This is a genomic window from Pseudoflavonifractor sp. (assembly GCF_050943825.1).
Lineage (GTDB): Bacteria > Bacillota > Clostridia > Oscillospirales > Oscillospiraceae > Pseudoflavonifractor.
Map to the genome: position 1 here is coordinate 29,562 of NZ_JBMNPX010000019.1, position 24,263 is coordinate 53,824.

The window sequence follows — 24,263 nt, forward strand, 5'->3', positions numbered from 1 at the left end:
TCCTGATTTTGTACACATCAATCCATCTGCATGGAGTCCAGCAGTTCATTAATCGAAGCCCGGACACAGTGGTTCCCATCATCCCAGACCACCTCGCTGCCCTCCAGCTTGGCGGCGTGGAACAGCGCAGGTGAGGCCAGCCTGCCAAACCGCACGGCATGAATTCTGTGCCTCATGTCCACAATCGCCTCGCTCCCATTGCGGAAGCTGAGCTTCAGCTGGTAGCCGGGCAGCACTTGCAGCACGACACCCATTTCATCCATGGTATTTCCCACCTTCCATATAAAAAATAGCAGCATAGAATTTCCGTATTTTTATCATACAGAAATCCTATGCTGCTCCACATCCCCCAAAGGGGGGATTTTCCTGTTTACTTCAAAAGTTCCACCAGGCGGCTGCGCCGGTCAATATTGGTTTTATTGAAGATGCTGCGGATATGGCTCTTTACGGTCTCCTCAGAGATGAAGAGCTTTTCGGCAATTTCCTTGTTGCGCAGACTGGCCGCCGCCAGCTGGGCCACCTCCCGCTCCCGCTCGGTCAGTTCGCCCATCTGCTCCGGATACTTCTCCAGCATGAAGAAGATGCGGCTCTCCTCCGCCTTGGTATAGTGGATCTCCAGTGCCTTGATCTCCTGGATGGCCTTTCCGTGCTTTTTCTTCATGGACGGAAGCAGGAACAAAATGGACAGATACTTTCTAAAGCAGGCCAGGAAGGTATAGTTTTTATCCTGCTCGGCCAGGGTCAGGGACTGGTCCAGCCACTCTGCCGCCCGGTTGGGCAGTCCGATGGCCAGATAGCACAGCGCCAGACCCACGCACATGAAGTTGCGGGTGGACAGGGAGATGAGGCGGCTGTCCAGAGACAGGGACGCCTCCACGCTGGCGATGGCCCGCTTGTACTCCTTGCGCAGAATCAGGTCGGTGATGCGGTTGGTCTTGGCCATAAAGTTGGTAAAGGTCAGGTCGTTGAGCATATCCGCCGGGCCCCGGGCCCACTCAGCCGAGCGGTCGGGCTCCATCATCAGGCCCAGGAGATAGCCACGCACGGTCTCGGCCATCTGGGTATTGATGGCCGTGTGCCGGAGGAAGGGATAGGCCAGGGCCTTGTTCTCCAGATATTCAATGGCCTTCTGGAGGGAGATCATGTCCGACTGGTAGATAGCGTTGATGCCCAGCAGCAGTGCTGCGCCATAGGTCACGCTGGCATTCTGCCAGCGCTCCGAGAGCATGGCCGCCTTGTGGGCGTAGATATCCGACTCGTCAAACCTGCCCTGTACGCTCAGCGCCTCTCCCAGATACAGCTCATAGGCCCCCGCGCCGTGGTGGTTTGTCAGGCGGTTGTAGACCTCCAGCATGTCCCGCAGCTCCTCAGCCGTCTCCAGCATCCAGCCCGGCTTCCGGTAGAAGAGATACCACATGGAGGGTGTGCCGAACATATAGGGCTCTCTGGGCGTAAAGATCCGGGAGGGCTCTGTCATCAGTTTGTCCGCCGCCAGGTAATGCGCTTTCATTCCGGCGATATCGGGGAACTCACGGAAGGCGGCCACAATGTGCCACTCTCCCATCAGCTGGGGATCTCCGTTTTCCGCGATAATGTCATGGCAGCGCTCCAGCGCCGCGGCAAAGCCGTCAAAATCAGTGCCCGCGAACAGGGCCAGACACAGCCGCAGCATGGACAGCGGCCAGGCCGCCAGCAGCTCGCGGGGGCAGCGCTCCAGCACCGTCTGGGCAAGGACGGTATAGCTGGTATCGCCGAACTTCTCGTTGAGCAGTCCCGTCAGTTCGCAGGAGAAGAGCTTCTCGTCATTTCCCGCCCGGAAAAAGCACTCCACCGCCTTTTTGTTGTTGCCCTCCCTGCGGTAAATTTCACCGGCAGACTCGTAGACCTGGCTGCGGAAGTCAGCAGGCGTGTTTCCCAGCATTCGCAGGAGGAAATGCCGCAGCAGCTCATGGGGATAGCTGGTCCGCTCTCGCTGGTCGTGGTGCATCAGCGGGATGCGCACAAGCAGGCCGCTCAGGGCCGCCTCCTGGCCGGGTGCAATCTCCGGCAGCTGTTCATCCCGAATATAATCAAACACCGACACCCGCAGGAGCATATCCTGCTCCTCACGGGAGAGTTTTCCCCAGAAAAACTCATGCAGAAGGGCGTCCATATCCTGAAATTCCGGCAGACCGCCGCCGTCCTGGCACAGGTGAGCAAAATACAGCGACACTGCCGCCGCCCAGCCCTCCGTATTCCGGTAGATGGTTTCCGTCTGCTGTCTCGACAGGTTCAGCCCCAGCTGCTGGCCGTACTCCGCAATGTTTTTCCGGTTCAGCAGCAGATCCCGGGAGGAAAAGCGGCATACATTGGTGGTATTTTCAAAAACCGCACGCAGCTTCCCGAAGTTTTGGGAGATAAGGATGACATGCAGCTCGTCCCTTCTGCGATCCGCTAATGCCTGCAGGAGCGGCAGCGGCCAGTTATCGCTGATGAACTGAAAATTATCTACAATCAGGTAGCAGGGCTCGGGGACATAGAGATTTGCCAAAATATCCGCTGCAATGCTGACATTGCTCCGGTTCAGAAATCCCAGCTGCCGAAGCGCAATGCCCGCGTCCGAGTCCAACTGTCCAATCTGCCGGATAAACCAGTCCAGGCTGGTGTCCTGAAGGCAGCTCACCGCTGTAAACCAATGGATCTGCTCCGAAGGTACATCACGCATGGCCCACCGGACGGCCGTTGTCTTTCCATATCCGGCCGGTGCTTCCACCATTACAAGGCCTCTGCAGTACAGATTTGATAACTTTTTTGATATTTCCTCCGAAAAGTAGAGTTTTCCCACCATTTCGCTCCCTTTCCGCTTTTTTCTCAATATATATTATAGCTGGAATTCACCTCTCTGTCACTCCCACAAAAGGGGGATTTTGTATCTCACACCCTGCGGGGCAGCTCCCTTACTCGCCGTCCTGAGCACTCTGGGACAGCTGGCTGAGAAAATACCGCAGTGCCGGGTTTCCCTTGTCTGACAGGTACACCGCGCCGAAGGACAGGGGCTTGGCATCGGAGAGGGGAATGTAACGCAGATTGGGAATCCGTGTCTGGGGCAGGTCCGGAACCATAGCAAAGGCGTAGCCCGCCTCTGTCAGCGCGTAGATGGCCTCCAGGTTGTCGCAGAAGAGGATCTCACTGGTGCTTCTGTTCCCCATGGCCTTTCCCTGGAGCTCAAACAGCCCCCGGGGACAGGCCGGCGGCCGGCAGGCTGCAATCCGTCCCGCCTCCTGGAGCTGGTGAAGTGTAACGGAAGAATACTCCGAGAGCGGATGATCGGGCGCACAGATGCACGCAATTTGGCAGCGGAGCAGCTCCTGATAGCGCGCCTTCTGGGGCGCGGTATCCCGGAAGGAGAACATGACGTGGATACTCCCCTCCTCCAGCAGGTTCTCCATGGCGTCAAATGGGATGAGCCGCAGGATGGGCAGTACCTCCGGCCGGGTCTGGCGGAGCCGGGACAGTACCGGCCGGAGCAGCCACAGCTCCATGGTATTCCGGCACCCAATTACCAGGCGCATGGGCGCCTCCTGCTGGTACTCCTTCACTCTGGCCTTGGAAATGGCCGTCATCTTCAGCAGCTCTCCGGCGTACTGGGTGAAGAGAAAGCCCTCCTGAGTCAGGCGGACGCTCTTGCTGGTGCGGTGGAACAGCTTGACCCCAAGCTCGTTCTCCAGGGTGTTGATCTGGTGGCTGACCGCGGGCTGGGTAATGGACAGGTGCTCCGCCGCCCGGGAGAAATTCAGGCAGTTGGCCACCTCCATGAAGCACTCCAGCTGTGTGGTGTTCATACGCTCCTCCCTTCCGCCCGGACAGGCCTGCGCCGGGTGTCTGTGACCTTTCCACATACCCTCCGCTTCCCCTGTCCCGGGCTTTTGTTCAATTCAAGTAATCTATAAATTTCTTTTATAGAATATAGCACATTTGAATTTCACTTACAAGAATTCCTGTGGTATAAACAGGACGGGACAAATAGTTTCTGTCCAAACAAAAAGAAAGGCGGACAGTTGCAATGACTGAAATGGAAGAGGGCCGGCTCCTCCGGGAATGCAGGTGGCTGTGCATCCAGACCGAACAGTGTGTCAGCCGCCGTCTGTCCCCCATGGACATCACGGCCGTCCAGGCCCACATTCTCCTTTTTCTGCTGCACCAAGGTGAGCAAGGCACCCTGCTGACCGATATTCACCGGTCCTTCGGCTACTCCATGCCCACCCTGTCCTGTATGGTCAAGCGGCTGCGGGAGAAGGGCTATATCCGCGCCGAGCACTGCCGCGGGGACGACAGGCGCCGCCTGCTCTTCGCCACTGAGACGGCCCGGCTGCTCCAGCCCGAGCTGGAGCGGAGCATCGGCGCAGTCCACAGGCGGCTGTACGACGGCTTCTCCCCGGAGGAGCTGGACACCCTGGACCGCCTGCAGCAGAAGCTGCTGCGGAACCTGTCCCCACTTATGAAGGAAACTCAAAAGGAGGAATCGAAATCGTGAAAACCGTACTGCGTCAGCTGGGCCGCTTCAAGCGGGACACCCTCCTGTGCATCTCCATGGCCGCCCTTGAGGTGGTCATGGAGATCCTGCTGCCCTTTATCACCGCCATCATCATCGACCAGGGTCTGGAAAAGGCAGACCTGCCCACCGTATACCGCTACGGCATCCTTATGGTGGTCCTGGCCGCCATGAGCCTGGTGTTCGGCGCCCTGGCGGGAAAGTTCGCCGCCAGCGCCTCCTCCGGCCTGGCCGCCAACCTGCGTGAGGCCATCTACAACAATATCCAGACCTTCTCCTTCTCCAACATCGACAAATTCAGCGTACCCGGTCTGGTCACCCGTATGACCACCGACATCACCAACGTGCAGAACGCCTTTATGATGATCATCCGCATCGCGGTCCGCTCCCCCCTCATGCTGGTGTTCAGCTACATCATGTGCCTCATCATCAGCCCCAAGCTGAGCCTGACCTTCCTCATCGCGGTGGTCTTCCTCATCGCGGTGCTGGGCGCCATCATGGTGGTCACCCTCAAAATCTTCAACCAGGTGTTCCGCAAGTACGACGACCTGAACGCCAGCGTGCAGGAAAACGTGTCCGCCATCCGGGTGGTGAAGGCCTTCGTCCGGGAGGACTACGAAAACGACAAGTTCTCCAAGGCCTCCCGCAACCTGTACCGCATGTTCGTCAAGGCTGAGGGCCTGCTGGCCTTCAACAGCCCCGCCATGATGCTCTCTGTCTACTTCTGCATCATCATGGTCTCCTGGCTGGGCGCCCAGTTCATTGTGGGCGGCAGCATGTCCACCGGCGAGCTGACCAGCCTGTTCAGCTATGTCATGTCCCTGCTCATGAGCCTGATGATGCTGTCCATGGTGGTGGTCATGATCAGCATGTCCCTGGCCAGCATCAACCGTATCAGTGAGGTGCTCCGGGAGATCCCCGACCTGAAGGAGCCGGAGCAGCCCGTCTTCCAGGTGGCCGACGGCAGCATCGACTTTGACCACGTCAGCTTCTCCTACAAGCACGGCAGCGGCAAAAACGCCCTGACCGACATTGACCTGCACATCAAATCCGGCGAGACCATCGGCGTCATCGGCGGCACGGGCGCTGGCAAGAGCAGCCTGGTCAACCTGATCTGCCGGCTATACGACGTGGACCAGGGCGCCGTCCGGGTGGGCGGTACCGACGTGCGGAAGTACGATATGGAGTCCCTGCGCAACCAGGTGTCCGTGGTACTGCAGAAAAACACCCTGTTCTCCGGCACCATCCTGGAGAACCTGCGCTGGGGCAACCCGGACGCCACCGAGGCCGAGTGCGTGGAGGCCTGCCGGGCGGCCTGCGCCGACGAGTTCATCGACCGCTTCCCCGACGGCTACAACACCCGCATTGAGCGGGGCGGCTCCAACGTGTCCGGCGGCCAGAAGCAGCGGCTGTGCATTGCCCGTGCCCTGCTGAAGCGCCCCAAGGTGCTGATTCTGGATGACTCCACCTCCGCCGTGGACACCGCCACCGACGCCAAAATCCGCCAGGCCTTCGCCCAGCGCATCCCCGGCACCACAAAAATCATCATCGCCCAGCGGATCTCCAGCGTCCAGGACGCCGACCGCATTCTGGTGCTGGATAACGGCCGCATCGACGGCTTTGACACCCACGAAAACCTTCTGAAGTCCAACGCCATCTACCAGGAGATCTACGAGTCCCAGGTCAAGGGCGGCGGCGACTTCGACCAGCCCGCCTGAAAGGAGGAATCCCCCGTATGAGTGAAACAAAATCCAGGGCCAGCTCTCTCCCGGTGCTCCGCCGGGTGGTGCGCTACATGCTGCACTTCTACAAGCTGCCCTTTGTACTGGTTATTCTCTGTATTCTCATCTCCGCCGTGGCCACAGTGGTGGCCGCCACCTTCCCCCAGACCCTGGTGGATGACTACATCACCCCCATGTTGGCCGCCGGCTCCACCGACTTCAGCGGCCTGGCCTCCGCCATTCTCCGGCTGATTGTCCTGCTGGTTGTGGGCATCGCCGCCGCTTTCGGCTACAACCGCATCATGGTCACTGTCAGCCAGGGCACCATGCTCCACCTGCGCAACGACCTGTTCCGCCGGATGGAGGCCCTGCCCATCAAGTACTTTGACACCCACGCCCACGGCGACATCATGTCCGTGTACACCAACGACGTGGACACCCTGCGGCAGCTCCTCAGCCAGAGCATCCCCCAGATCATCAACTCCTCCATCACCATGGCGGCCACCCTCATCACCATGCTGCTGCTCAACCCCACCCTCACCATCATCTCGGTGGCCACCGCCGTGGTCATGCTGCTGGTCACCGCCAGATTCTCCAGCCTGTCGGGCGCCTACTACGTCCAGCAGCAGAAGAATCTGGGCATTGTGGACGGCTTCATCGAGGAGATGCTGGACGGCCAGAAGGTGGTCAAGGTATTCTGCCACGAGGAGGCCGCCAAGGCTGACTTCCACCAGGTCAACGAGGCTCTGCGCCAGAGCGCCGACAAGGCCAACCGGTACGCCAACCTGCTCATGCCCATCAACGCCAATATCGGCTGGCTCAGCTACGCCCTGGTGGCCGTTGTGGGCGCCATTCTGGGCATCAACGGCCTGGCCGACGTCACCCTGGGCACCGTCATCTCCTTTGTGGGTCTGAACAAGAGCTTCACCCAGCCCATCACCCAGGTGAGCCAGCAGGTGAACTTTGTGGTCACCGCCGCCGCCGGCGCCCAGCGTGTCTTTGACCTGATGGACCAGAAGCCCGAGGCCGACGAGGGCTATGTGGAGCTGGTCAACGCCAGGGAGGACGCCGACAGCACTCTGTCCGAGGCGGATCACCGTACCAATGTCTGGGCCTGGAAGCACCCCCACAAGGCTGACGGCACTGTGACCTACACCCGCCTGGAGGGCGGTGTGGTCTTTGACGGCGTGGACTTCGGCTACGACGAGAGCAAGCTGGTGCTCCACGACATCAGCCTCTGGGCCAAGCCGGGCCAGAAGATCGCCTTCGTGGGCGCCACCGGCGCTGGCAAGACCACCATCACCAATCTGATCAACCGGTTCTACGACATCGCCGACGGCAAAATCCGCTACGACGGCATCAACATCAACAAGATTAAGAAGCCTGACCTGCGCCGTTCCCTGGGCATCGTGCTCCAGGACACCCACCTCTTTACCGGCACGGTGATGGACAACATCCGGTACGGCAACCTGGACGCCACCGACGAGGAGTGCATCGCCGCCGCCCAGCTGGCCAACGCCGACGGCTTCATCCGCCGCCTGCCTGACGGATACGACACCGTGCTCACCGGCGACGGCGCCAACCTGTCCCAGGGCCAGCGGCAGCTCATCGCCATCGCCCGTGCCGCCGTGGCCGACCCGCCGGTGCTCATTCTGGACGAGGACACCTCCTCCATCGACACCCGAACCGAGAAGCTGGTGCAGGACGGCATGGACGCCCTGATGACCGGCCGGACCACCTTTGTCATCGCCCACCGGCTCTCCACCGTCCGCAACGCCGACTGCATCATGGTCATGGAACAGGGCCGCATCATTGAGCGGGGTACCCACGACGATCTGATGGAGAAAAAGGGCAAGTACTACCAGCTCTACACCGGAAACTTCGCCGAAGAGACCGCCTAATGGCTCCCTTTCGTCACAAAGGCCTCCGGCCCCGGATTCTTCCGGGGCCGGAGGCCTTTTCATGTTCATATTTCTTTACTGTTCCATCAGCTCGTCCGTCAGCCGGAGAATCTCCGGCGCCAGCCGCTCCCGCTCCCGGCGGGTGATATGGCTGTACAGCGGGTAGGCCAGGCACATGCCGGCAATTCCCGCCAGCCCAATCACAATGCCGGGCACAAACAGCCGCTCGGCCCACACCAGGCAGCAGCTCATCCCCACGCCCAGCACCAGACAGCTGCAAATCCCCAGCGTCAGCGCCGCGGGCATTCCCTTTCTGGTCACGCTCTGGTCCAGACGGCGCAGCTGCTCCAGCTTGGACTCCTGTCTGTCCGTGTATTTGTCCCGTATCCGCCGGACCTCCTCCTGCTGCTTGGCAGAATAGGTGTAGGCAAAGGTCCCGCTGTGTTCCTCATGCGTCATAATCCAGCACTCCTTTTTTCAGCCGGCCCAGCTCTTTTGCCGCCCGGACCATCATGTACAGCCCCATGGCCAGAACGGCCAGGCACACCACACCGCCGCTGGAGGCCAGCATGACCTGCCGGAAGGCCCTGTCGTCCCCGCTGCCGAAGGCGTTGAGCATGGCCGTCTCCAGAGACAGCATGGACACCAGCGCCGCCGCCAGGCTCACCGCCTTGGACGCCGACAGCACCGGGCTGTTGTACCGGCGGCAGCGCACCACGTTGATGACAGCCATGGTCAGGGTATAAAAGGTGTAGGCCGCCATGGCGATTGTTGTGATGGGATGGTGGGTAAACCCACGGTTCTGCCACACCATGTAGGACACAATTACCGCCAGCGCCGCGTTCATCGCCGCCAGCACTCCGCCGCAGCCGAGAAAGAGCCGGTACTCGCTCCGCAGGTCCTGCCCCAGGCTATTACGGCCCATCTTCAGCAGCAGGGTGCAGCGCATAAGGAGCAGCAGGCCGTAATAGGCGCTCAGGGCATAGTACCAGACGGAGCGGTTGAGGATGCCCAGCCCCAGCTGCAGCAGGGCATACCCGCCGTTGGCGGCCACGGAGGGAATCAGGGTCAGCCTGGTCCGCAGCCCGGCGTCGTCCATACAGCGGCGGATCCGGGGCTCCTCCCGCATCAGCCGCCGGACGCCCCGCACCAGAGCGGGAACCCTCACGCACACCAGCGTGAGCCCATAGGCCGACAGCGTATAGGCTCCATATACCCCTGGACTCCCCTCCGCTCCGTCCGAAAAGGCCCAGGTCAGCGCAGCGGCGGCAGCGGCAGCTATCAGAACCACCAGCGCCGGATGGGGAAAGAGCAGCTTACGCAGCATCTTCCGGCCCCTGTTCATCCGGTTCCCTCCGCAGCTTTACGGTAAAGGTACTGCCCGCGCCCACCTGGCTGGTCACGGAGATCTCACCTCCGGTAATGTCGATGATCCGCTTTACCAGCGCCAGGCCCAGCCCGTTGCCCTGGGTGGCGTGGGAGGTGTCGCCCTGATAGAATTTGTCGAATATGCGTTTGCCCGTCTCCGGCGAGATGCCGCACCCGGTGTCCGACACCTCCACCACCGCCAGCTCCCCCTCCGTCCTCAGACGCAGGGTCACACGCCCCCCCGGCTCCGTGAATTTCAGGGCGTTGGAGAACAGGTTGTTCCACACAAGGCTCATCATCTCGCTGTCCGTGCGCACCAGCACGTCGGGCTGGATGTCGGCCTCAATCTCAATGCCCTTGCGCTCCCACAGCTCCTCAAAGCCCAGCAGGCACTGGCACAGCTGCTCACTCAGGTCGCAGACCTGGGTCTGGGGGAAAATCTGCTGGTTCTCCAGCTTGTTCAGCCGCAGGATGTTGGAGATAAGGTCGGCCAGCCGGCGGGACGCGGCGTCAATGGCGCCGGCGTACTCCATCCGCTCCTCCTCCGGCAGCCCCGGCTGCTGGAGCATGGAGGCGTAGTTCTGCATAACCGCCAGCGGGGTTTTCAGCTCGTGGGACACGTTGGCGATGAAGTCCGTCCGCAGCGTCTCGGTGCCAGCCAGCTCCTCCGCCATCTTGTTGAAGCAGGCGATGATCTCGTTGAACCGGTTCTCCCCCACCGGGCTGGGGATGGGCCGCAGCCTGACGGTGAAGTCGCCCCTCATAATCCGCTGGGCGCCCTCGGTGATCTGCCTGACCGGCCGATCCACGGTTATTTTGCGGCGTATGCTGTCAATGACGGTGCAGGCCAGACTGAGCAGCATAACATTGCCGAAGGTCAGCTTGGCCGCCATGCTCACATTCTCCTCCGTCAGCACCAGGTCCATACGGGCGGCCAGGGCGTTGAAAAAGAGCAGCATGCAGCAGGTGATGACAAAGGCCATCAGCAGGAAAAAGAGCAGGTAGCGGTACAGCGTCGCCAGCGCCATCCGGAGCTTCCCCTTCATTTCAGCACCGCCTTGTAACCCAGGCCGTGGACGGTCACAATCTCAAACGAATCACAGGCGGCCAGCTTACTGCGCAGCTTGGTCATATACACGTCCACCGTCCTGGGGCCGGAGGCTGTGTCCACCCCCCAGAACTCGTCCATGAGCTGGCTGCGGGTGAAGGTCTTCTTCGGATAGGACAGGAGCTTGTACAGCAGGCTGAATTCCCGCGCGGTCAGCGGAATTTCCTCTCCGTTCAGGCAGGCTGTGTGCTCGTCGGCGTCCATCACAAAGCTGCCCACCTCAATCTTCCGGCTGGCCGCAATCTTGGCCCGGCGCAGCAGCGCGCCGATGCGCAGCATCAGCTCGTCCAGGTCAATGGGCTTGACCATGTAGTCGTCAATCCCGACCCGGTAGCCCCGCTGCTTGGCGGTAAAGTCGTCCCGGGCCGTCATGAAGAGAATGGGGATATTCTCATTGAGCGTGCGCACCGACTGCACAAATTCAAAGCCGTCAATGTCCGGCATCATAATGTCGGACACAATCAGGTCAAATACCGTCTCATACATGGCATCATAGGCCTCAGCGGCGCCCAGGCACCCCACGGCCTCATAGCCGTTGCGGTTGAGAAAGGCGCACACGCCCCGGTTGAGCGCCTTGTCGTCCTCCACCACCAGAATTTTAAACATGAATACCCCTCCCATGTGCGATGTTCTGGAGTATGATACCATGCAAATGTTAAAGTTTTGTTTTCGGCCGCCGCTTCCGGCAAAGAAGTTTTCAGCTGTCCTGCTTTTCCCCGTGGCGGAAAGTGGGGACGGCGTGAGCGCCGTCCCCACCTTCTCACCTGCCCTTTTCTCCGGCCATCCGGGCTTTGGCCTCCTCCACAGTCTCCCCCTCCCGGGTGAAAAACCGCTCCACGAACGAGTCGGAGACCTTCTGGAAGCCGTCCACGGCCCCCTGCTCCACCCGCTTGTAGCCGCCTACCACGCCGTCCTCTATCTTCTTGTAGTCCTGGACCACATGTTCTGCAATACGCTCGTTTGTCTGAACCAGCTTTGACTTTTTCATTCAAATGCTCCTTTCAAGTATCTGGGCCGGTTTTTGAGAAGAGCACCGGCCACAACCGCTGCCGCCCCAGCCAGCACCGTCACGCAGAAAATGGGATTCATCTTCATTTTTCTCATCATTTCAGCCCCTTTACCGCGGGAATCAGGCACAGCAGCAGGACAATTCCCACGATGCCCACCGCAATGCCGCCGGTCATCATGTTCCAGACCATGGTCATGCACATACCCACCCCCAGCGCCAGCGCACCCGCGGCGCCCAGCAGGACAGTGCCCACCGTTCTGGCCGTGGGAGCCACGATTACGGGCTTGCCCGCCATCTTGTGGCGCACCAGCGCCATGATCAGCAGTACCGCAAGACCTGCCGCCCCCAGCACCACGCCCTGCTGAAAGGCGTCCCATGCGGGCAGCAGGGCCATGCACATGCCGAGTGCGAACAGGATTCCGCCCACTGTGGCGAAAACCAGAGAGACAAAGTTCTTTTTGGACATTTTTATACCTCCATTGTTGATGCAGTGGAATCTTTCCCTGCCTGATGACCGTATTGTAGCCTCCCAATGTTGACGGCTGTTTCCTGTTTTGTTAGTGCAATGTTAAAAAACGTCCGCCCGAGTCCCATTGACAAGACTGCCCCGGGCGCTATAATGGGGAAACAGGCGGGCACCCCCACGCCCGCGTGATACGCTTACCATTCATCAGACATAGGAGGCTGCGCATGACCATCCTTACAGAACAGCTTATCCAGCAGGTACTCCAGGCCGTCCGCGAGGCGGGAGCATTGCTGAGTGACCCTGACGCCGTCCGGCAGGTGACGGCCAAGAGCAAGACGGATTTCGTTACCAACGTGGACCTGGCGGTCCAGTCACTGCTGCACACACGCCTGGCGGCTCTGACTCCCGAGGCCCAGCTGCTGGGCGAAGAGGGGGACAGCCGGGAGATTGACCCCGCCCGTCCTTTCTGGATTCTGGACCCGGTGGACGGCACCACCAACCTGATTCACAGCTTCCGCCACAGCGCCATCTCCCTGGCCCTGGCGGAGGAAGGCAAGGTCACCTTCGGCGTGGTGCTCCAGCCCTACACCGGAGAGTGCTTTACCGCCCGTGCCGGCGAGGGAGCCTTCCTCAACGGCGCGCCCATCCATGTCAGCGGTGCGGCATCTTTGGCGGACAGCATGATCTCAGTAGGCACGGTGCCCGGCCACCGGGAGCTGGCCGACCAGGCCTTTGCCCAGATCCGGCGCATCTATGACAGCTGCCAGGACGTCCGCCGTACCGGCTGCGCCTCCCTGGACCTGAGCTATGTGGCCTGCGGACGGTTGGACGGCTATGTGGAGCTGTGTCTCCAGCCCTGGGACTACGCCGCCGGGCTGCTGCTGATCACCGAGGCGGGCGGCGCCGTCACCGCTCTGGACGGTTCTCCCCTCCCCCTCACCCATGGCAGCACTCTGCTGGCCTCCAACGGACTTATCCACAGCCAGCTCCAGCAGGTCGCCCTGTAACACGCCGCCGCGTCTCCGGGAATTCCCCTTGACAGCGGCGGCGGTTCGTTTTATAATAAATCAAGATTTTTAGATTTGAGGTGTGCACATGGCCACAGTATACGAGGAGCGGGCAGCGGTGTTCAAGGCCCTGTGCGACCCCCGGCGGCAGCAGATCCTGGAGCTGCTGCGGAGCGGTGAGACCTGCGCCTGCAAGCTGACCGACGCCCTGAACATGCCCCAGTCCTCCCTGTCCTACCACATGAAAATTCTCTGCGAGTCAGGCATTGTGGTGGGCCGTGAGGAGGGCAAATGGACCCACTACCGCATCAGCCCCCAGGGCAGCGACAGAGCCGTGGCGCTGCTGCGGGAGATCACCAGTGTGGAGGAGGGGCAGAGCGGCTGCGGCTGCTCCAGATAACGGAATATTCCGGCGCCACCCCGAAAGGAGGCGGCGCTTTTTCCGGAATATCAAATCGAAAATTTTTGATTTATTGTATTGGGAGGTTTTATGGAACAGCTGGAAGCGATATGGTACTTTTTCCAGAATGAAATTCTGGGCATGGGCTGGCTCAGCCGCCTGATGACCGCCCTGGTGGCAAAGCTGGGGCTGGACCCCGGGAGCCGTCTGGGCGGAAGCGTGCAGTTTTTTCTCTACGACACCATTAAAATCATGGTGCTGCTGGGCTGCCTGATTTTTCTCATCTCCTATATTCAGAGCTTTTTCCCGCCGGAGCGGACCAGACGGATTCTGGGCCGGTTCCACGGCCTGGGGGCCAACTGCCTGGCCGCCCTGCTGGGGACCGTGACCCCCTTCTGCTCCTGCTCCTCCATCCCCCTGTTCATGGGCTTCACCGCCGCCGGGCTGCCTCTGGGCGTCACCTTCTCCTTCCTCATCTCCTCCCCCATGGTGGACCTGGGCAGCCTGGTGCTGCTGATGGGGGTGTTCGGCTGGAAAGTCGCGGTAGTCTATGTGGTTTTTGGGCTGATTGTGGCCGTGGCCGGCGGCACGCTGATTGAGGCTCTGCACCTGGACAATCAGGTGGAGGCCTACATCCGGGGCGGCAAGGTTCTGGACCAGCCCCAGGAGACTCTGACGGTCCGGGATCGGCTGGCCTACGCCTGGGAGCAGGTGGTCTCCACGGCCAAAAAGGTGTTCCCCTATGTGCTGGTCGGCGTGGGCATCGGCGCTGTCATCCACAACTGGATTCCCGCCGACTATGTGGTGGCCCTGCTGGGCAGCAGCAACCCTCTGGGCGTGATTCTGGCCACCCTGGTGGGTGTGCCCATGTACGCCGATATCTTCGGCACCATCCCCATCGCCGAGGCCCTGCTGGGCAAGGGGGCTCTGCTGGGCGTGGTACTGTCTTTCATGATGGGGGTGACCACCCTGTCCCTCCCCTCCCTCATCCTCCTGCGCAAGGCGGTCAAGCCCAAGCTGCTGGGGATTTTCATTGCAATCTGCACCGCAGGCATCATCCTGGTGGGCTACTTCTTCAACGCCCTCCAGCCCCTGCTGGTATGAAAACACAGCTTTTATAAAAACACTACTATTATAAAAGGAGCGAATTTTATGGCACTGTTTGGATTTGGAAAGAAAAATGAGGAAGAGAAGCCCTCCTGCACCTGCGGCTGCGGGTGCAGCTGTGAGCCGTCCGCCGCCCCCTCCGACCTGGGTCCCATCACCAGGGTGCGGGTGCTGGGCTCCGGCTGCAAAAACTGCCACACCCTGCTGGAGAGCACCCAGGAGGCAGTGCGCGCCCTGGGTCTGCCCGTCCAGGTAGAGTATGTAACCGACATGAAGGAGATTATGGCCAGCGGCGCCATGATGATGCCCGCCCTGGAGATCAACGGCAGAATCGCCTCCGGCGGCCGGGTACTCAAGGCCAGCCAGGTGGTGAAGCTGCTGGAGGACTGGGGACGGTGAGTATGGCCAAAAAGCGGATTGCCTTTCTGTGCGTGCACAACTCCTGCCGCAGCCAGATGGCCGAGGCTCTGGGCCGCCACCTGGCCGGAGACCGGTTTGACTTTTACTCCGCCGGTACCGAGACCAAGCCCCGGATCAACCAGGATGCGGTACGGCTGATGAAGCAGGTCTACGGCATCGACATGGAGAGGGAGCAGTACAGCAAGACCATTGACAAGATTCCCACCCCCGATCTGGTCATCTCCATGGGCTGCGACGTGGGCTGCCCCTATATCGGCCGGGCCTTTGACGACAACTGGCAGCTGCCCGACCCCACCGGCCAGAGCGACCAGGTCTTTCTGGACGTCATTTGCCGGATTCACAGCAAGGTAGAGGAGCTTATCAATAGGCTGCAAGACTAACAAAACCCCCGCCGGGGACTGCACAGAGCGGTCCCCGGCGGGGGTTTCAACATTGTCTCAGCGGTATTCTGTTACACCGTCTGGCGCTGTTTTTTCTTCTTATAGACGCTGCGAATGACAACGGCCTCCAGCACTACCACCAGAGCGGCCAGGACTACGTCGCCCACAGCCAGGCCCTGACGCCAGGTAAAGCTGCTGCCCTGGTTCTCAGATGCGTAGGCGCGGCTGTTGACCACGGTGTAGAGGATGTTGTGGGAGGCGTTGCGCATGGCCAGCACGCCGGTGGCACTGGTGGTGTCCACCAGGTTATTGGTGCCCGCGTCGATGTTGGTGAGCATCAGGTCGGAGCCGCCCCGGATGGCCTGGTCAGAGTTCATGGCGCCGCCGGCAGCCAGGAAGTAGTCCGTGATGACCATGCCGCGGAAGCCCCACTCATCACGGAGCACGTTCTGGAGCATGGGCGCACAGGCACCGGCCCAGACAGTTCCGATGTAGTTGTAGGAGGACATGACGGCGGTGGCGCCGCCCTCCTTTACAGCCAGTTCAAAGGGCTTGAGGTAGATCTCGCGGATGGACTGCTCGTTGGCCCACACGCTGTCCTTGTACCATCTGTCGGTCTCAAAGTCGTTGAGGGCGAAATGCTTGATGTAGCTGTACACGCCGTGCTCGGCAGCGCCCTTGACCACGCTTGCGGCCATCTTGCCGGACAGGAAGCCGTCTTCAGAGTAGTACTCGAAGTTACGGCCGGCAAAGGCGGAGCGGTGCATGTTCATGGAGGGGGCATACCAGCCGCTCACGTTCATCTCGGCGGCCATCTTGCCAATGCAGGAGCCGTAACGCTGGGCCAGGTCGGTGTTCCAGCTGCTGGCCAGCATGACCACGGCGGGCAGGCCGATGGAGCTGACGCCGGTGAAGTTGTTATAGATGTCCACAGGGCCGTCGCAGTCGATGGTGGCCACCTTGTCAATGCTCTTGACGGCGATGGTCTGATAGCCGCCATAGGCGATCATCTCGGCCATCTCAGATACGGTCATCTGGTCCAGCAGGTCGTCCCACATGGGGTCATCGTAGTCCTTGCCCCGCAGGTCGGCCAGCTTCAGGCCGTTGTCTGCGCCGGTGGTGGGCATCACGTCGTCGGGATTATTGTAGTTATTGGGATCGTAGTTGCTGTTGTCCAGGTAGACGGATTTGTACTCCTCGCTCATGCTGTGGCTGGCGGGAGCGGCAGTGGCCTCAGCGTAGTTGGCGAAGTGGTCGGCACGGGAGAGGTACACCACGTCGCCCTCGGCAAAGCCGAACTGGTTGGTGGCGGCCACGTCGTCGGTGGAACGGGGATTGCTCTCGTCGTACACAATATCGGACATCACGGTGTAGCTCTGCTCGTCCACAACGGTGTGGGAGTCGGTGCGCAGAGAAATCTTGTACTCGCCGGCCTCCAGCACGTAGCAGCCCGCACCGTAGGTATCATAGGAGGCCATATCCTCGGCGGTGAAGCTGAGGGTCAGGGTCTGGCTGTCGCCGGGCTGGAGCAGGTCGGTCTTGCTGAAGGCCACCAGGTTCACGGAGGACTTCTCAATGCCGCCGTTGGTGTAGGGAGGATTGTAGTAGATCTCTACCACGTCCTTGCCCGCCACGGAACCGGTATTGGTGACAGTCACGTCCACGGTGATGTTGCCCTCGCTGTCGGTCTGAAGCTGACCCATCTCCTGCTCAAAGGTGGTGTAGCTCAGGCCGTAGCCGAAGGGATAGAGAACCGCCTCGTCGTAGTCGATGAAACCCTCCTCAGCGGCGGTCTCGTAGTACCGGTAGCCCACGTAGATGCCCTCCACGTAGTTGACGAAGGAGGGAACCTTGGTCACGTTCTCGCCGGTGGTAAAGTCCACGCTCTGGACGCCGAACTCGTCCATGTTGTCGTAGTTGGTGATGCGGAAGTTGTTGTAGCTGGGGGCCTGGGTGAAGTCCCGGGGCAGGATATCGGTGGTCTTGCCGGAGGGATTCACCTCACCGGCAAGGATCTCGCCCAGGGCCTCAAAGCCGGTCTGACCGGCGCCGGGGCACCAGATCAGGCCCTTGACGTTGTCATAGTCGTCCACAAAGCCGAACTCAAAGGCGCTGGAGCCGTTGTAGACCACGATAACATTCTCAAAGTTCTCGCAGACCATGGCCAGCAGGTTCTCCTCGCTGCGGCTCAGCTCCAGATAGTGCCGGTCGGAGCCAAAGTCCTCATACTGGTCGGAGTTGTTGGTATAGTTGACCGTGCTTACGTCCATGGGCAGGTCGGCATTCTCACAGCCGGTGCGGGCCAGGACCACCAGAGCGGTGTCGGAGAAGTTCACGGCGTTCTGGATCATCTCATCGGTGTAGGTGTCAACAGGGGGCTCGGGCAGGGTCCAGTCCTGGCCGAACATGTCCACCACGGGACGGTCGGAGCGGTAGGCAGTGTAGAAGTCGGACAGCTCGGTGTTGAGCTGGAAGCCGGCGTCGGTCAGGCCCTCCAGGATGCTCTTGGTGTCATAGGCGTCGGAGATGCCGCCGGAACCGCTGCCGCCATAGCAGGGGTTGGTGGAGGCCCAGCCGAACACGTTCAGGTTGCTCCCCTGGGCCAGCGGCAGAGCGCTGTCCTTGTTTTCCAGCAGCATGATGCCCTCTTCCGCCACCTCCACGCCGAAGCGGCTGGCCTCATCAATGGACTCCTGGCTGATCTCCTCCTTGGCGGCAGCCAGGTCAATGAGGTTGGACACGGGGCCAAGGGCAATGAGGTTGGCCGCGATGACAAATGCCAGCAGAATGGCCACGCCGGCCTGGGCGCGCACCATGTACTTGCCGGGCCGGCCCAGTTTCTTGGTCACGGCGCTGAATACCATGGCGATGATCGCCAGCACCAGCACCACGCCGAAGAAGATCAGGTACGGCATGCAGCTGCGGAGGACGTTCATAACGTCTTCCATGTTGATTCCCAACATACTTCCATCTCCTTTGCAAATCTGGCAGTCTGCCCTGGAAATTTACGGGTATCTGCCTGTTTCGAAATGCAGTCTAAAAGATTCTTCCGGCCTTTGCAATCTTCTGGCACGTCCTGTATTTCAAACGCCACATCCTGTTCCACAGGCGGAAAAAATGCTGTATAATAAGAGATACGAAAATGTCATATGAAAGCCTATTCGCTCGGGCACGGTCCCCGGCTTTTTAACAAAATCATCCGGAATATCGCATTGCCCCCAGCAGTCTTTTCCCCCGGCAGAGCCTCTTTCCGGTGATCTGCGGGCTATATTTTTCAGGTAGGGAGGACACGACGCAGCCATGATTCAGATTGCCGTGGTTGAGGACAATACAGGGGATTTTTCCCAGCTTAAGCTGGCACTGACGGAGTTCTTCCAACAGCGGGAAACCGCCTGCCGCATTACCCGCTACGCCGACGCAGAGACCTTTCTCCAGGCCTACCAGTCCCAGTTCGATCTGCTGTTTTTGGACATCGACCTGCCCGGCATGGATGGGATCAGAGCCGCCAAAGAGCTGCGGAAAACCGACACCTCGGTGGCGCTGGTGTTTCTGACCAACCTGTCCCGCTTTGCCATCAACGGCTATGAGGTCAATGCCGCCGACTATCTCCTCAAGCCCATCGACACCTACTCTCTGGCGCTGAAGATGCCCAAGGTTCTGCGGATGATTGAGAACAACGTTGAGAAAACCATCACCATCACCACCAAGAACAGTGTGCACCGCTTCGCCGTCTCTCAGATTCTCTATGTAGAGGTGGCGGCCCATCAGCTCTCCTTTCACACGGAGCACGGAACATACACTTCCCGCGGTTCCATGAAGGAGATTGAGGCCACCCTGGAGCAGCACCATTTCCGCCGCTGCAACAACTGCTACCTGGTCAACCTGATGCACGTCACCGGTATTCAGGACAACACAGTATTGGTGGGCGGAGAGGCGTTGGCCATCAGCCGGCCCAAAAAGAAATATTTTATCAATGAGCTGACCAATTTTCTCGGAGGTACCCCCTGATGCACATCTCCATCGAAGTTCTCATCGTCCTGACCGAACTTTTTCTCGCCGACTTTGTTCTCACCATCTACCAGCCCAGGCGGAATTGGTTTCCTCTTCGGGTAGTGGTGTCCCTGGCCCTGAGCTATGGGGCCGCTATCTTCATCCCCATCCCCGCCACCGGCGTCTTTGCCCCCTTCCGGTACTGCCTTGTGCTGCTGCTTACCCTCCTTACCATCCATTCCTGCTTCCGTATGAATCTGTGGAGCACTCTCTACTGGGGCATTGCAGGCCTGATCCTCCAGCACACCGGCTACTCCGTCATAGCCGCCTTCAGCACCGTAAATTTCAACCTTCAGTTTTCCATGCCCTTCACCGTTCTGGTGTATGGCCTGGTGTACCTGGCCGAATACCTCTTCATCACCAGACAGACCAGGAAGGACCCCATGCTGAAAAGTCAGCACAAGTCCCTGGTGGTGGTGTCCGCTGTGGTCATCCTGCTGAATATCTTCCTCAATTCCATGCGCAGCATGTACACCAGTGCGGACAATGTGGAGTTGAATCTCATTGCCTCCCTTTACGCGCTCTTCTGCTGCCTGCTGGAGTTGGCGCTGCTGCTGGGCATATTTCAGAAAGGCCGTCTGCTGGACGAGCTGGACATTGTAAAGCGGCTGTGGACCGATGACAAAAAGCAATTCGAAAGTGCTCAGGAGAATATGGAGCTGCTGAACATTTACTGCCACGACCTGAAGCACATTGTCCGCGACGGATCCGCCGCACCGGTGGATGACGCCTACCGCCAAAATCTGTCCGAAGCCCTGCGGGACTTTGATGCATCCATTACCACCAACAACCACGTGCTCAACGTGATTCTCACAGAAAAGAGCATGTTCTGCAGCAAAAACCACATTAAACTCACCTGTATGGCCGACGGTGAGGATTTGGATTTTATTCAGACCACCGACCTGTACTCCATGTTTGGCAACCTGATAGACAATGCAGTGGAGGCGGTCATGAAGCTCACCGTTCCGGAGCAGCGAATTATCGCCCTGATCGTGAAGCGGAAGGGCAGCCTCATCTATATTCATATTGAAAACTACTTTTCCGGTCCCCTGGATTTTGTGGACGGCCTGCCCCGCACTACAAAGGACCAGGCCGCTTATCACGGCTTTGGTCTCAAGAGCGTCCGGCTCATGGCGGAAAAGTACGGCGGCAATCTTTCCGTGGGTACGGCTGAAAATATCTTTTATGTCAATATCATGATTCCCTTCTCCCCCGGCGGCCCCAAAGATGAGGAAAATACGGAGTCTTCCGGATAAAACAACAGACCGGGCAGAGCACCAAAGCGCTCTGCCCGGTCTGTTGTTCTTTTTCTTTTCTGGCTCTGAGCAGGTTACTCCTCCAGCACCAGGGACTGCCTGCTGGAGCAGCCTGCCTTTTTGAAGTCGGAGCACAGATAGTCGATTCTTGCGGGCTTGATGCGGATAAGGTTCATAGGAGGCTTCTGCTTCTCCAGGAATTCAGTGGATACCTTCCGGTATGCAGCATGGGCCATGTACTCCTCGGAGAAGGGCTCCACCATCTCCGCTCTGCCCATGACCTGCATTCCGTGCAGCCCTCCGGAGGCGCCGTAGCCGTCAAAGATGGCCAGGCACACATTGCTGTTCTTCTCCAGGGCGATGAACTTCTCCCCGCCCTCAGAGAAAATCCAGAAGAACCCATCGTGATAGCTGTACTCAAGGGGTGTACAGCGGACAAAGTCCCCCGCGCCGGTGGCCAGTGCACAGGTGTTCCTGGATCGGATATACGCCTCGACCGCCTCCGCCAGCTTTGTTCGCTCCATCTTGACACTCTTGGCATCTTTTTCTTTCCAATAGTTTGCCGCTGCCTGAAATTCCTCATGTGTCATTTCATTCACCTCGCGTTTTCGTCATCTGTGAGCCAAACGCTTCACTGCTGCCGTACCAGTTACAATATATCATATTCTCCCTGTGTGTGTCACAATTCCCAAATTGGGCGGAACGTGTCAAAGTTCCCGGCTCCAAACCCCTGGTCAGGAAAACACTATGCAGCCAGAATATTGTTTTTTCTTTCTGTAGCCATAAAATGAAGCTAGGTTGTTCCATTGCTGTAATGCACACGAAGCATAGCGAGGGCACACAAATTGCAAAGCATGCCTTTTCAAAGGTCGTGCGGAAAGGAAGGAAAACTATCATGAACAAACTGTACTCCAACATCGGCAAAAAACTGAGAACCCTGGCAATGGTATGCGGCGGCATCGGCATTTTCTGCATAGCGGTCGGTGTTATCGTGGAACTGCTCACCTTCTTCGACTCCTTCAACGGCGTCCTGCTGCTGAGCTGCGGCCTCTCCGGTCTGCTCGCTCTGCTGTCCTCCTGGCCGCTGTACGCCTTCGGTCAGCTGGTGGATGACGTCCATCAGATGGCGGGCAACGGCGGCGTTCAGGCCCCTGCTGCACCCGCTGACGACCTCCCCGAGCTGTAAAGGAGAGGGGAGCCATGAGCGAAAGATACGCAAGGCTTTCTTCCCTGCCTGAAAATCTGTATTCTGTGGGGTCTCCCGTCATCATTGCGGCAGGCGCGCTCCTCAAGGACAACCAGACGGGCAAGGTTCTGGCACAGCTGAAGATCCGCAACATTCAAAACAAGACCATCAAGGCGGCTACCGTCACCATTACCCCGCTGGACACGGTGAATCAGCCCCTGGGCAGCCCGGTTGATCACCAGTACCTGGACCTGAACGCGGCACGAAACATGGATTTCGGCCAAAAAGTCCCCATCTCCCTCCCGGATGCGGCTACACGGGCCTTTTCAGCCACGGTGACCCAGGTGATCTTTTCCGACAACAGCATATGGACCAGCTCCGGGGCGCCCTGGGAGCCCCTCTCCGCCCCTGTGCCGCTGTTGAACGCGTTCCTCGACTCTGAGCTTATAAAGCAGTATCAGATCAAGTTCGGCAGCGACTGCAAATTCGCCTTCAAAGCGGAGCAGGATCTGTGGTATTGCTCCTGCGGCGCACTCAACCACCGGAGCGAGGAGTCCTGCCACAACTGCCGTAGGACGTTCGCTTCCCTGTCAGACCTGGATCTGGAGCAGCTGAAGGCCGACCGGGATGAGCGGCTGCAAAGAGAGTCCGCGGAAAAAGCCGTTGCGGAGGCCAAAGCCAAAAAGACGCGCAAGCTGGCCATGATTCTGGTCCCCGCCGCCATCGTTGTGATTGTGGCCGGCTCGCTGATCTTCGGAAGCATAAAAAACAGCTCCGCATACAACAATGCGGCCGGCCTTCTGGCGTCCGGGGACTATGACGGCGCAGCCGCCGCCTTTGAGGCCCTGGGCGACTACAAGGACAGCGCCGACCAGGCCAAGCAGGCCATGTACGACAAGGCCATGGCCCTCATGTCCTACGGCGAGAGCGGCAGTGATGAAGGTCTGCCTCTCATCGTACCTGAAGGCGAGGCCATCTCTTCCGACGCCAATCTCTCCAAGCTGTATTATCAGGAAGCAATTGAGATTTTTGAGTCCCTGGACACCTACAAGGACAGCCGGAAAATGGCCGACAGCGCACAGTATTATCTGGATCAGAGTGTGAAGTCCGGCGCATACAATAACGTTCTCGAACAGTTGGAGAACGGCCAGTATATCGAAGACTATATAGACGCCTTTTGGACACTCATGGATATTGGCGATTATGAGGACAGCCAGGGACTGGCCAGTCTGGCGGTTTCCAAGATCTTTGAATGTATAAAAGAAGATTTCGGCATCGGCGATGACGACCGCTGGAAGGCCACCTATGATGCAGAGAACCAGCTGGTGACCGTGGCATACAATATGAGTCCGGGCAGCGCCCTGACGCCGGAGGAATTTCTGTCCTCCGTTGACGCCAATTCCCGCGCTGGTATTGAGGCTTCCATCCAGGATACATGGTATGTCTTTGATGACGTCTTTATGGACTATCTGGGCGTCCCCTGTCAGGTGTGCTATTATCTTGACTGGGATAACGGGGAGCCGGTTTTCACTTACGCCGGCTAACCCATATCAGAATCCACGCGGAAACGCAAAAAGGAGGAGAACGAAGCCTTGAAAAAGCGTATCCTCACATCGCTGCTGACCTGCGCGCTGGTTCTCACGCTCATCCCCACCGTCCCGGCAGCAGAGGCAGCCTACACCGACTACGACGGAAACCCCATCCCCACCGGCTACACCCTGTCGGACGGGACCACCATCTCTGTCCAGCGTTTGGACCGCTCCCTGACCTGGGGCCAGCTGTACGAAGGCGGCTATCTGAGTTTTATACGTACGGACAAAGCCACCGGAGACGGCATCGGCTACGGCTTCTATGACGTGAAGAACAACACCATTCTCTTCGAATCCCCCAAAGCGGATTTCATCAGTGATACCGTGCTCTGGGAGAGCAGAAGCTGGTACGACGGACGGGAGGTCTTCGAGGGCATCGACCCCTACACCGGCAAGACCGGCTACGGCGTTCTGGACATGAAGGGCAATGTAGTGGTGCCGCCCAAATATCTCAAGGTCTACGACTATCAGGACGGGATGGCAATGGTCACCGCATATGACTCCACCAATACCGTCCGGATCGGCTATGTGGACGTCAACGGCAACGAGGTCATTCCCCCCATTTACGATGTTGGCCCCTACCCTCAGGCAGACCACTTCAATGACGGCTATGCCTGGGTCAAGGATCCCGATACCTCTGATATGCACCCTAAAAAATGGACAACCATTGAAATGAATTTGGAAACGAGAAATCAAAACGCTGGACAAATAACCGAGTGAGGAAATCAATATCATGGACAGATAAAAAAGTTTGGAATTCATAA

Annotated in this window: 24 protein-coding genes; 13 read left to right on the forward strand and 11 right to left on the reverse strand. The window is 59.1% G+C overall.

What is annotated here, in order from left to right:
* Nucleotides 1-17: 17 nt before the first annotated feature.
* From ACOX7T_RS12675 to ACOX7T_RS12685, 3 genes are all read right to left on the reverse strand, one after another.
* Nucleotides 18-263, reverse strand: a complete 246-nt coding sequence (locus ACOX7T_RS12675) for a hypothetical protein (RefSeq protein WP_433443316.1) — start codon at nucleotides 261-263, stop codon at nucleotides 18-20.
* A gap of 107 nt (nucleotides 264-370) precedes the next feature.
* On the reverse strand, nucleotides 371-2,755 hold the full coding sequence (locus ACOX7T_RS12680) for a LuxR C-terminal-related transcriptional regulator (RefSeq protein ID WP_433443319.1): 2,385 nt from the start codon (nucleotides 2,753-2,755) through the stop codon (nucleotides 371-373).
* A 181-nt stretch (nucleotides 2,756-2,936) separates the two neighbouring features.
* A complete protein-coding gene (locus tag ACOX7T_RS12685; protein ID WP_433443321.1) occupies nucleotides 2,937-3,821 on the reverse strand; it encodes a LysR family transcriptional regulator in 885 nt (294 codons plus the stop codon).
* Between the two features lie 221 nt (nucleotides 3,822-4,042).
* Here ACOX7T_RS12685 and ACOX7T_RS12690 point away from each other — a divergent pair, with 221 nt between their 5' ends.
* From ACOX7T_RS12690 to ACOX7T_RS12700, 3 genes are read left to right on the forward strand one after another with little or no spacing between them, the layout of a single operon-like run.
* Entirely contained in the window at nucleotides 4,043-4,513 is a 471-nt protein-coding gene (locus ACOX7T_RS12690; RefSeq protein ID WP_433443324.1) for a MarR family winged helix-turn-helix transcriptional regulator, read from the forward strand.
* Nucleotides 4,510-6,249, forward strand: coding sequence for an ABC transporter ATP-binding protein (locus ACOX7T_RS12695; protein ID WP_433443326.1), 1,740 nt, complete (start codon nucleotides 4,510-4,512; stop codon nucleotides 6,247-6,249). Before ACOX7T_RS12690 ends, ACOX7T_RS12695 begins: the two co-directional genes overlap by 4 nt.
* Before the next feature lie 17 nt (nucleotides 6,250-6,266).
* Nucleotides 6,267-8,153, forward strand: coding sequence for an ABC transporter ATP-binding protein (locus ACOX7T_RS12700; RefSeq protein WP_433443328.1), 1,887 nt, complete (start codon nucleotides 6,267-6,269; stop codon nucleotides 8,151-8,153).
* Nucleotides 8,154-8,228: 75 nt separating this feature from the next.
* Here the strand turns inward: ACOX7T_RS12700 and ACOX7T_RS12705 are convergent, their stop codons facing one another.
* From ACOX7T_RS12705 to ACOX7T_RS12730, 6 genes are all read right to left on the reverse strand, one after another.
* Nucleotides 8,229-8,612 carry a hypothetical protein gene (locus ACOX7T_RS12705; RefSeq protein ID WP_433443330.1) on the reverse strand — a complete coding sequence of 128 codons (384 nt, stop codon included), beginning with the start codon at nucleotides 8,610-8,612 and terminating at the stop codon, nucleotides 8,229-8,231.
* Entirely contained in the window at nucleotides 8,602-9,498 is an 897-nt protein-coding gene (locus ACOX7T_RS12710) for a hypothetical protein (protein WP_433443332.1), read from the reverse strand. Before ACOX7T_RS12710 ends, ACOX7T_RS12705 begins: the two co-directional genes overlap by 11 nt.
* Complete coding sequence (locus ACOX7T_RS12715; RefSeq protein WP_433443334.1) at nucleotides 9,470-10,567, reverse strand: ATP-binding protein; 1,098 nt, start codon at nucleotides 10,565-10,567, stop codon at nucleotides 9,470-9,472. Before ACOX7T_RS12715 ends, ACOX7T_RS12710 begins: the two co-directional genes overlap by 29 nt.
* A complete protein-coding gene (locus ACOX7T_RS12720; protein WP_433443337.1) occupies nucleotides 10,564-11,235 on the reverse strand; it encodes a response regulator transcription factor in 672 nt (223 codons plus the stop codon). Before ACOX7T_RS12720 ends, ACOX7T_RS12715 begins: the two co-directional genes overlap by 4 nt.
* A 154-nt stretch (nucleotides 11,236-11,389) precedes the next feature.
* Nucleotides 11,390-11,617: a hypothetical protein gene (locus ACOX7T_RS12725; protein ID WP_433443340.1), complete on the reverse strand. Its 228-nt coding sequence runs from the start codon at nucleotides 11,615-11,617 to the stop codon at nucleotides 11,390-11,392.
* Nucleotides 11,618-11,732: 115 nt separating this feature from the next.
* On the reverse strand, nucleotides 11,733-12,104 hold the full coding sequence (locus tag ACOX7T_RS12730) for a hypothetical protein (RefSeq protein WP_433443342.1): 372 nt from the start codon (nucleotides 12,102-12,104) through the stop codon (nucleotides 11,733-11,735).
* 224 nt (nucleotides 12,105-12,328) lie between these two features.
* Here ACOX7T_RS12730 and ACOX7T_RS12735 point away from each other — a divergent pair, with 224 nt between their 5' ends.
* The 5 genes from ACOX7T_RS12735 to ACOX7T_RS12755 all read left to right on the forward strand — a co-directional run bounded on the left by ACOX7T_RS12735 (nucleotide 12,329) and on the right by ACOX7T_RS12755 (nucleotide 15,418).
* Nucleotides 12,329-13,111, forward strand: a complete 783-nt coding sequence (locus ACOX7T_RS12735; RefSeq protein ID WP_433443345.1) for an inositol monophosphatase family protein — start codon at nucleotides 12,329-12,331, stop codon at nucleotides 13,109-13,111.
* Nucleotides 13,112-13,199: 88 nt separating this feature from the next.
* Nucleotides 13,200-13,511 carry an ArsR/SmtB family transcription factor gene (locus tag ACOX7T_RS12740; RefSeq protein WP_433443347.1) on the forward strand — a complete coding sequence of 104 codons (312 nt, stop codon included), beginning with the start codon at nucleotides 13,200-13,202 and terminating at the stop codon, nucleotides 13,509-13,511.
* A gap of 90 nt (nucleotides 13,512-13,601) precedes the next feature.
* On the forward strand, nucleotides 13,602-14,615 hold the full coding sequence (locus ACOX7T_RS12745; RefSeq protein WP_433443350.1) for a permease: 1,014 nt from the start codon (nucleotides 13,602-13,604) through the stop codon (nucleotides 14,613-14,615).
* Nucleotides 14,616-14,663: 48 nt separating this feature from the next.
* Nucleotides 14,664-15,017, forward strand: coding sequence for a thioredoxin family protein (locus ACOX7T_RS12750; protein WP_433443353.1), 354 nt, complete (start codon nucleotides 14,664-14,666; stop codon nucleotides 15,015-15,017).
* Between the two features lie 2 nt (nucleotides 15,018-15,019).
* On the forward strand, nucleotides 15,020-15,418 hold the full coding sequence (locus ACOX7T_RS12755) for an arsenate reductase ArsC (protein ID WP_433443376.1): 399 nt from the start codon (nucleotides 15,020-15,022) through the stop codon (nucleotides 15,416-15,418).
* Nucleotides 15,419-15,489: 71 nt separating this feature from the next.
* Here ACOX7T_RS12755 and ACOX7T_RS12760 read toward each other — a convergent pair whose 3' ends face one another.
* Entirely contained in the window at nucleotides 15,490-18,381 is a 2,892-nt protein-coding gene (locus ACOX7T_RS12760; protein WP_433443356.1) for a glycoside hydrolase family 3 N-terminal domain-containing protein, read from the reverse strand.
* 337 nt (nucleotides 18,382-18,718) lie between these two features.
* Here ACOX7T_RS12760 and ACOX7T_RS12765 point away from each other — a divergent pair, with 337 nt between their 5' ends.
* Together ACOX7T_RS12765 and ACOX7T_RS12770 are read left to right on the forward strand one after the other, a co-directional pair.
* Complete coding sequence (locus tag ACOX7T_RS12765) at nucleotides 18,719-19,426, forward strand: LytR/AlgR family response regulator transcription factor (RefSeq protein ID WP_433443359.1); 708 nt, start codon at nucleotides 18,719-18,721, stop codon at nucleotides 19,424-19,426.
* Nucleotides 19,426-20,724, forward strand: coding sequence for an ATP-binding protein (locus ACOX7T_RS12770; RefSeq protein WP_433443362.1), 1,299 nt, complete (start codon nucleotides 19,426-19,428; stop codon nucleotides 20,722-20,724). Before ACOX7T_RS12765 ends, ACOX7T_RS12770 begins: the two co-directional genes overlap by 1 nt.
* A gap of 74 nt (nucleotides 20,725-20,798) precedes the next feature.
* On the opposite strand, the gene ACOX7T_RS12775 is transcribed toward ACOX7T_RS12770, so the two are convergent.
* The gene (locus ACOX7T_RS12775; RefSeq protein WP_433443364.1) at nucleotides 20,799-21,248 is read right to left on the reverse strand and encodes a pyridoxamine 5'-phosphate oxidase family protein; all 450 of its coding nucleotides are present in this window, start codon (nucleotides 21,246-21,248) and stop codon (nucleotides 20,799-20,801) included.
* A 371-nt stretch (nucleotides 21,249-21,619) separates the two neighbouring features.
* Here ACOX7T_RS12775 and ACOX7T_RS12780 point away from each other — a divergent pair, with 371 nt between their 5' ends.
* From ACOX7T_RS12780 to ACOX7T_RS12790, 3 genes are read left to right on the forward strand one after another with little or no spacing between them, the layout of a single operon-like run.
* Complete coding sequence (locus ACOX7T_RS12780; protein ID WP_433443367.1) at nucleotides 21,620-21,910, forward strand: hypothetical protein; 291 nt, start codon at nucleotides 21,620-21,622, stop codon at nucleotides 21,908-21,910.
* Nucleotides 21,911-21,924: 14 nt separating this feature from the next.
* Nucleotides 21,925-23,454 (forward strand): hypothetical protein, encoded by a 1,530-nt coding sequence (locus ACOX7T_RS12785; protein ID WP_433443370.1) that lies wholly within the window; start codon nucleotides 21,925-21,927, stop codon nucleotides 23,452-23,454.
* 48 nt (nucleotides 23,455-23,502) lie between these two features.
* Entirely contained in the window at nucleotides 23,503-24,219 is a 717-nt protein-coding gene (locus tag ACOX7T_RS12790) for a WG repeat-containing protein (protein WP_433443372.1), read from the forward strand.
* Nucleotides 24,220-24,263: the final 44 nt, after the last annotated feature.

Bases quoted from the DNA above. Each gene is read 5' to 3' on its own strand.
- ACOX7T_RS12675 (WP_433443316.1), bottom strand. From the start codon at position 263: ATGGATGAAATGGGTGTCGTGCTGCAAGTGCTGCCCGGCTACCAGCTG.
- ACOX7T_RS12680 (WP_433443319.1), bottom strand. From the start codon at position 2,755: ATGGTGGAAGCACCGGCCGGATATGGAAAGACAACGGCCGTCCGGTGG.
- ACOX7T_RS12685 (WP_433443321.1), bottom strand. From the start codon at position 3,821: ATGAACACCACACAGCTGGAGTGCTTCATGGAGGTGGCCAACTGCCTG.
- ACOX7T_RS12690 (WP_433443324.1), top strand. From the start codon at position 4,043: ATGACTGAAATGGAAGAGGGCCGGCTCCTCCGGGAATGCAGGTGGCTG.
- ACOX7T_RS12700 (WP_433443328.1), top strand. From the start codon at position 6,267: ATGAGTGAAACAAAATCCAGGGCCAGCTCTCTCCCGGTGCTCCGCCGG.
- ACOX7T_RS12705 (WP_433443330.1), bottom strand. From the start codon at position 8,612: ATGACGCATGAGGAACACAGCGGGACCTTTGCCTACACCTATTCTGCC.
- ACOX7T_RS12710 (WP_433443332.1), bottom strand. From the start codon at position 9,498: ATGAACAGGGGCCGGAAGATGCTGCGTAAGCTGCTCTTTCCCCATCCG.
- ACOX7T_RS12715 (WP_433443334.1), bottom strand. From the start codon at position 10,567: ATGAAGGGGAAGCTCCGGATGGCGCTGGCGACGCTGTACCGCTACCTG.
- ACOX7T_RS12720 (WP_433443337.1), bottom strand. From the start codon at position 11,235: ATGTTTAAAATTCTGGTGGTGGAGGACGACAAGGCGCTCAACCGGGGC.
- ACOX7T_RS12725 (WP_433443340.1), bottom strand. From the start codon at position 11,617: ATGAAAAAGTCAAAGCTGGTTCAGACAAACGAGCGTATTGCAGAACAT.
- ACOX7T_RS12730 (WP_433443342.1), bottom strand. From the start codon at position 12,104: ATGTCCAAAAAGAACTTTGTCTCTCTGGTTTTCGCCACAGTGGGCGGA.
- ACOX7T_RS12735 (WP_433443345.1), top strand. From the start codon at position 12,329: ATGACCATCCTTACAGAACAGCTTATCCAGCAGGTACTCCAGGCCGTC.
- ACOX7T_RS12740 (WP_433443347.1), top strand. From the start codon at position 13,200: ATGGCCACAGTATACGAGGAGCGGGCAGCGGTGTTCAAGGCCCTGTGC.
- ACOX7T_RS12745 (WP_433443350.1), top strand. From the start codon at position 13,602: ATGGAACAGCTGGAAGCGATATGGTACTTTTTCCAGAATGAAATTCTG.
- ACOX7T_RS12750 (WP_433443353.1), top strand. From the start codon at position 14,664: ATGGCACTGTTTGGATTTGGAAAGAAAAATGAGGAAGAGAAGCCCTCC.
- ACOX7T_RS12755 (WP_433443376.1), top strand. From the start codon at position 15,020: ATGGCCAAAAAGCGGATTGCCTTTCTGTGCGTGCACAACTCCTGCCGC.
- ACOX7T_RS12760 (WP_433443356.1), bottom strand. From the start codon at position 18,381: ATGTTGGGAATCAACATGGAAGACGTTATGAACGTCCTCCGCAGCTGC.
- ACOX7T_RS12765 (WP_433443359.1), top strand. From the start codon at position 18,719: ATGATTCAGATTGCCGTGGTTGAGGACAATACAGGGGATTTTTCCCAG.
- ACOX7T_RS12770 (WP_433443362.1), top strand. From the start codon at position 19,426: ATGCACATCTCCATCGAAGTTCTCATCGTCCTGACCGAACTTTTTCTC.
- ACOX7T_RS12775 (WP_433443364.1), bottom strand. From the start codon at position 21,248: ATGGAGCGAACAAAGCTGGCGGAGGCGGTCGAGGCGTATATCCGATCC.
- ACOX7T_RS12780 (WP_433443367.1), top strand. From the start codon at position 21,620: ATGAACAAACTGTACTCCAACATCGGCAAAAAACTGAGAACCCTGGCA.
- ACOX7T_RS12785 (WP_433443370.1), top strand. From the start codon at position 21,925: ATGAGCGAAAGATACGCAAGGCTTTCTTCCCTGCCTGAAAATCTGTAT.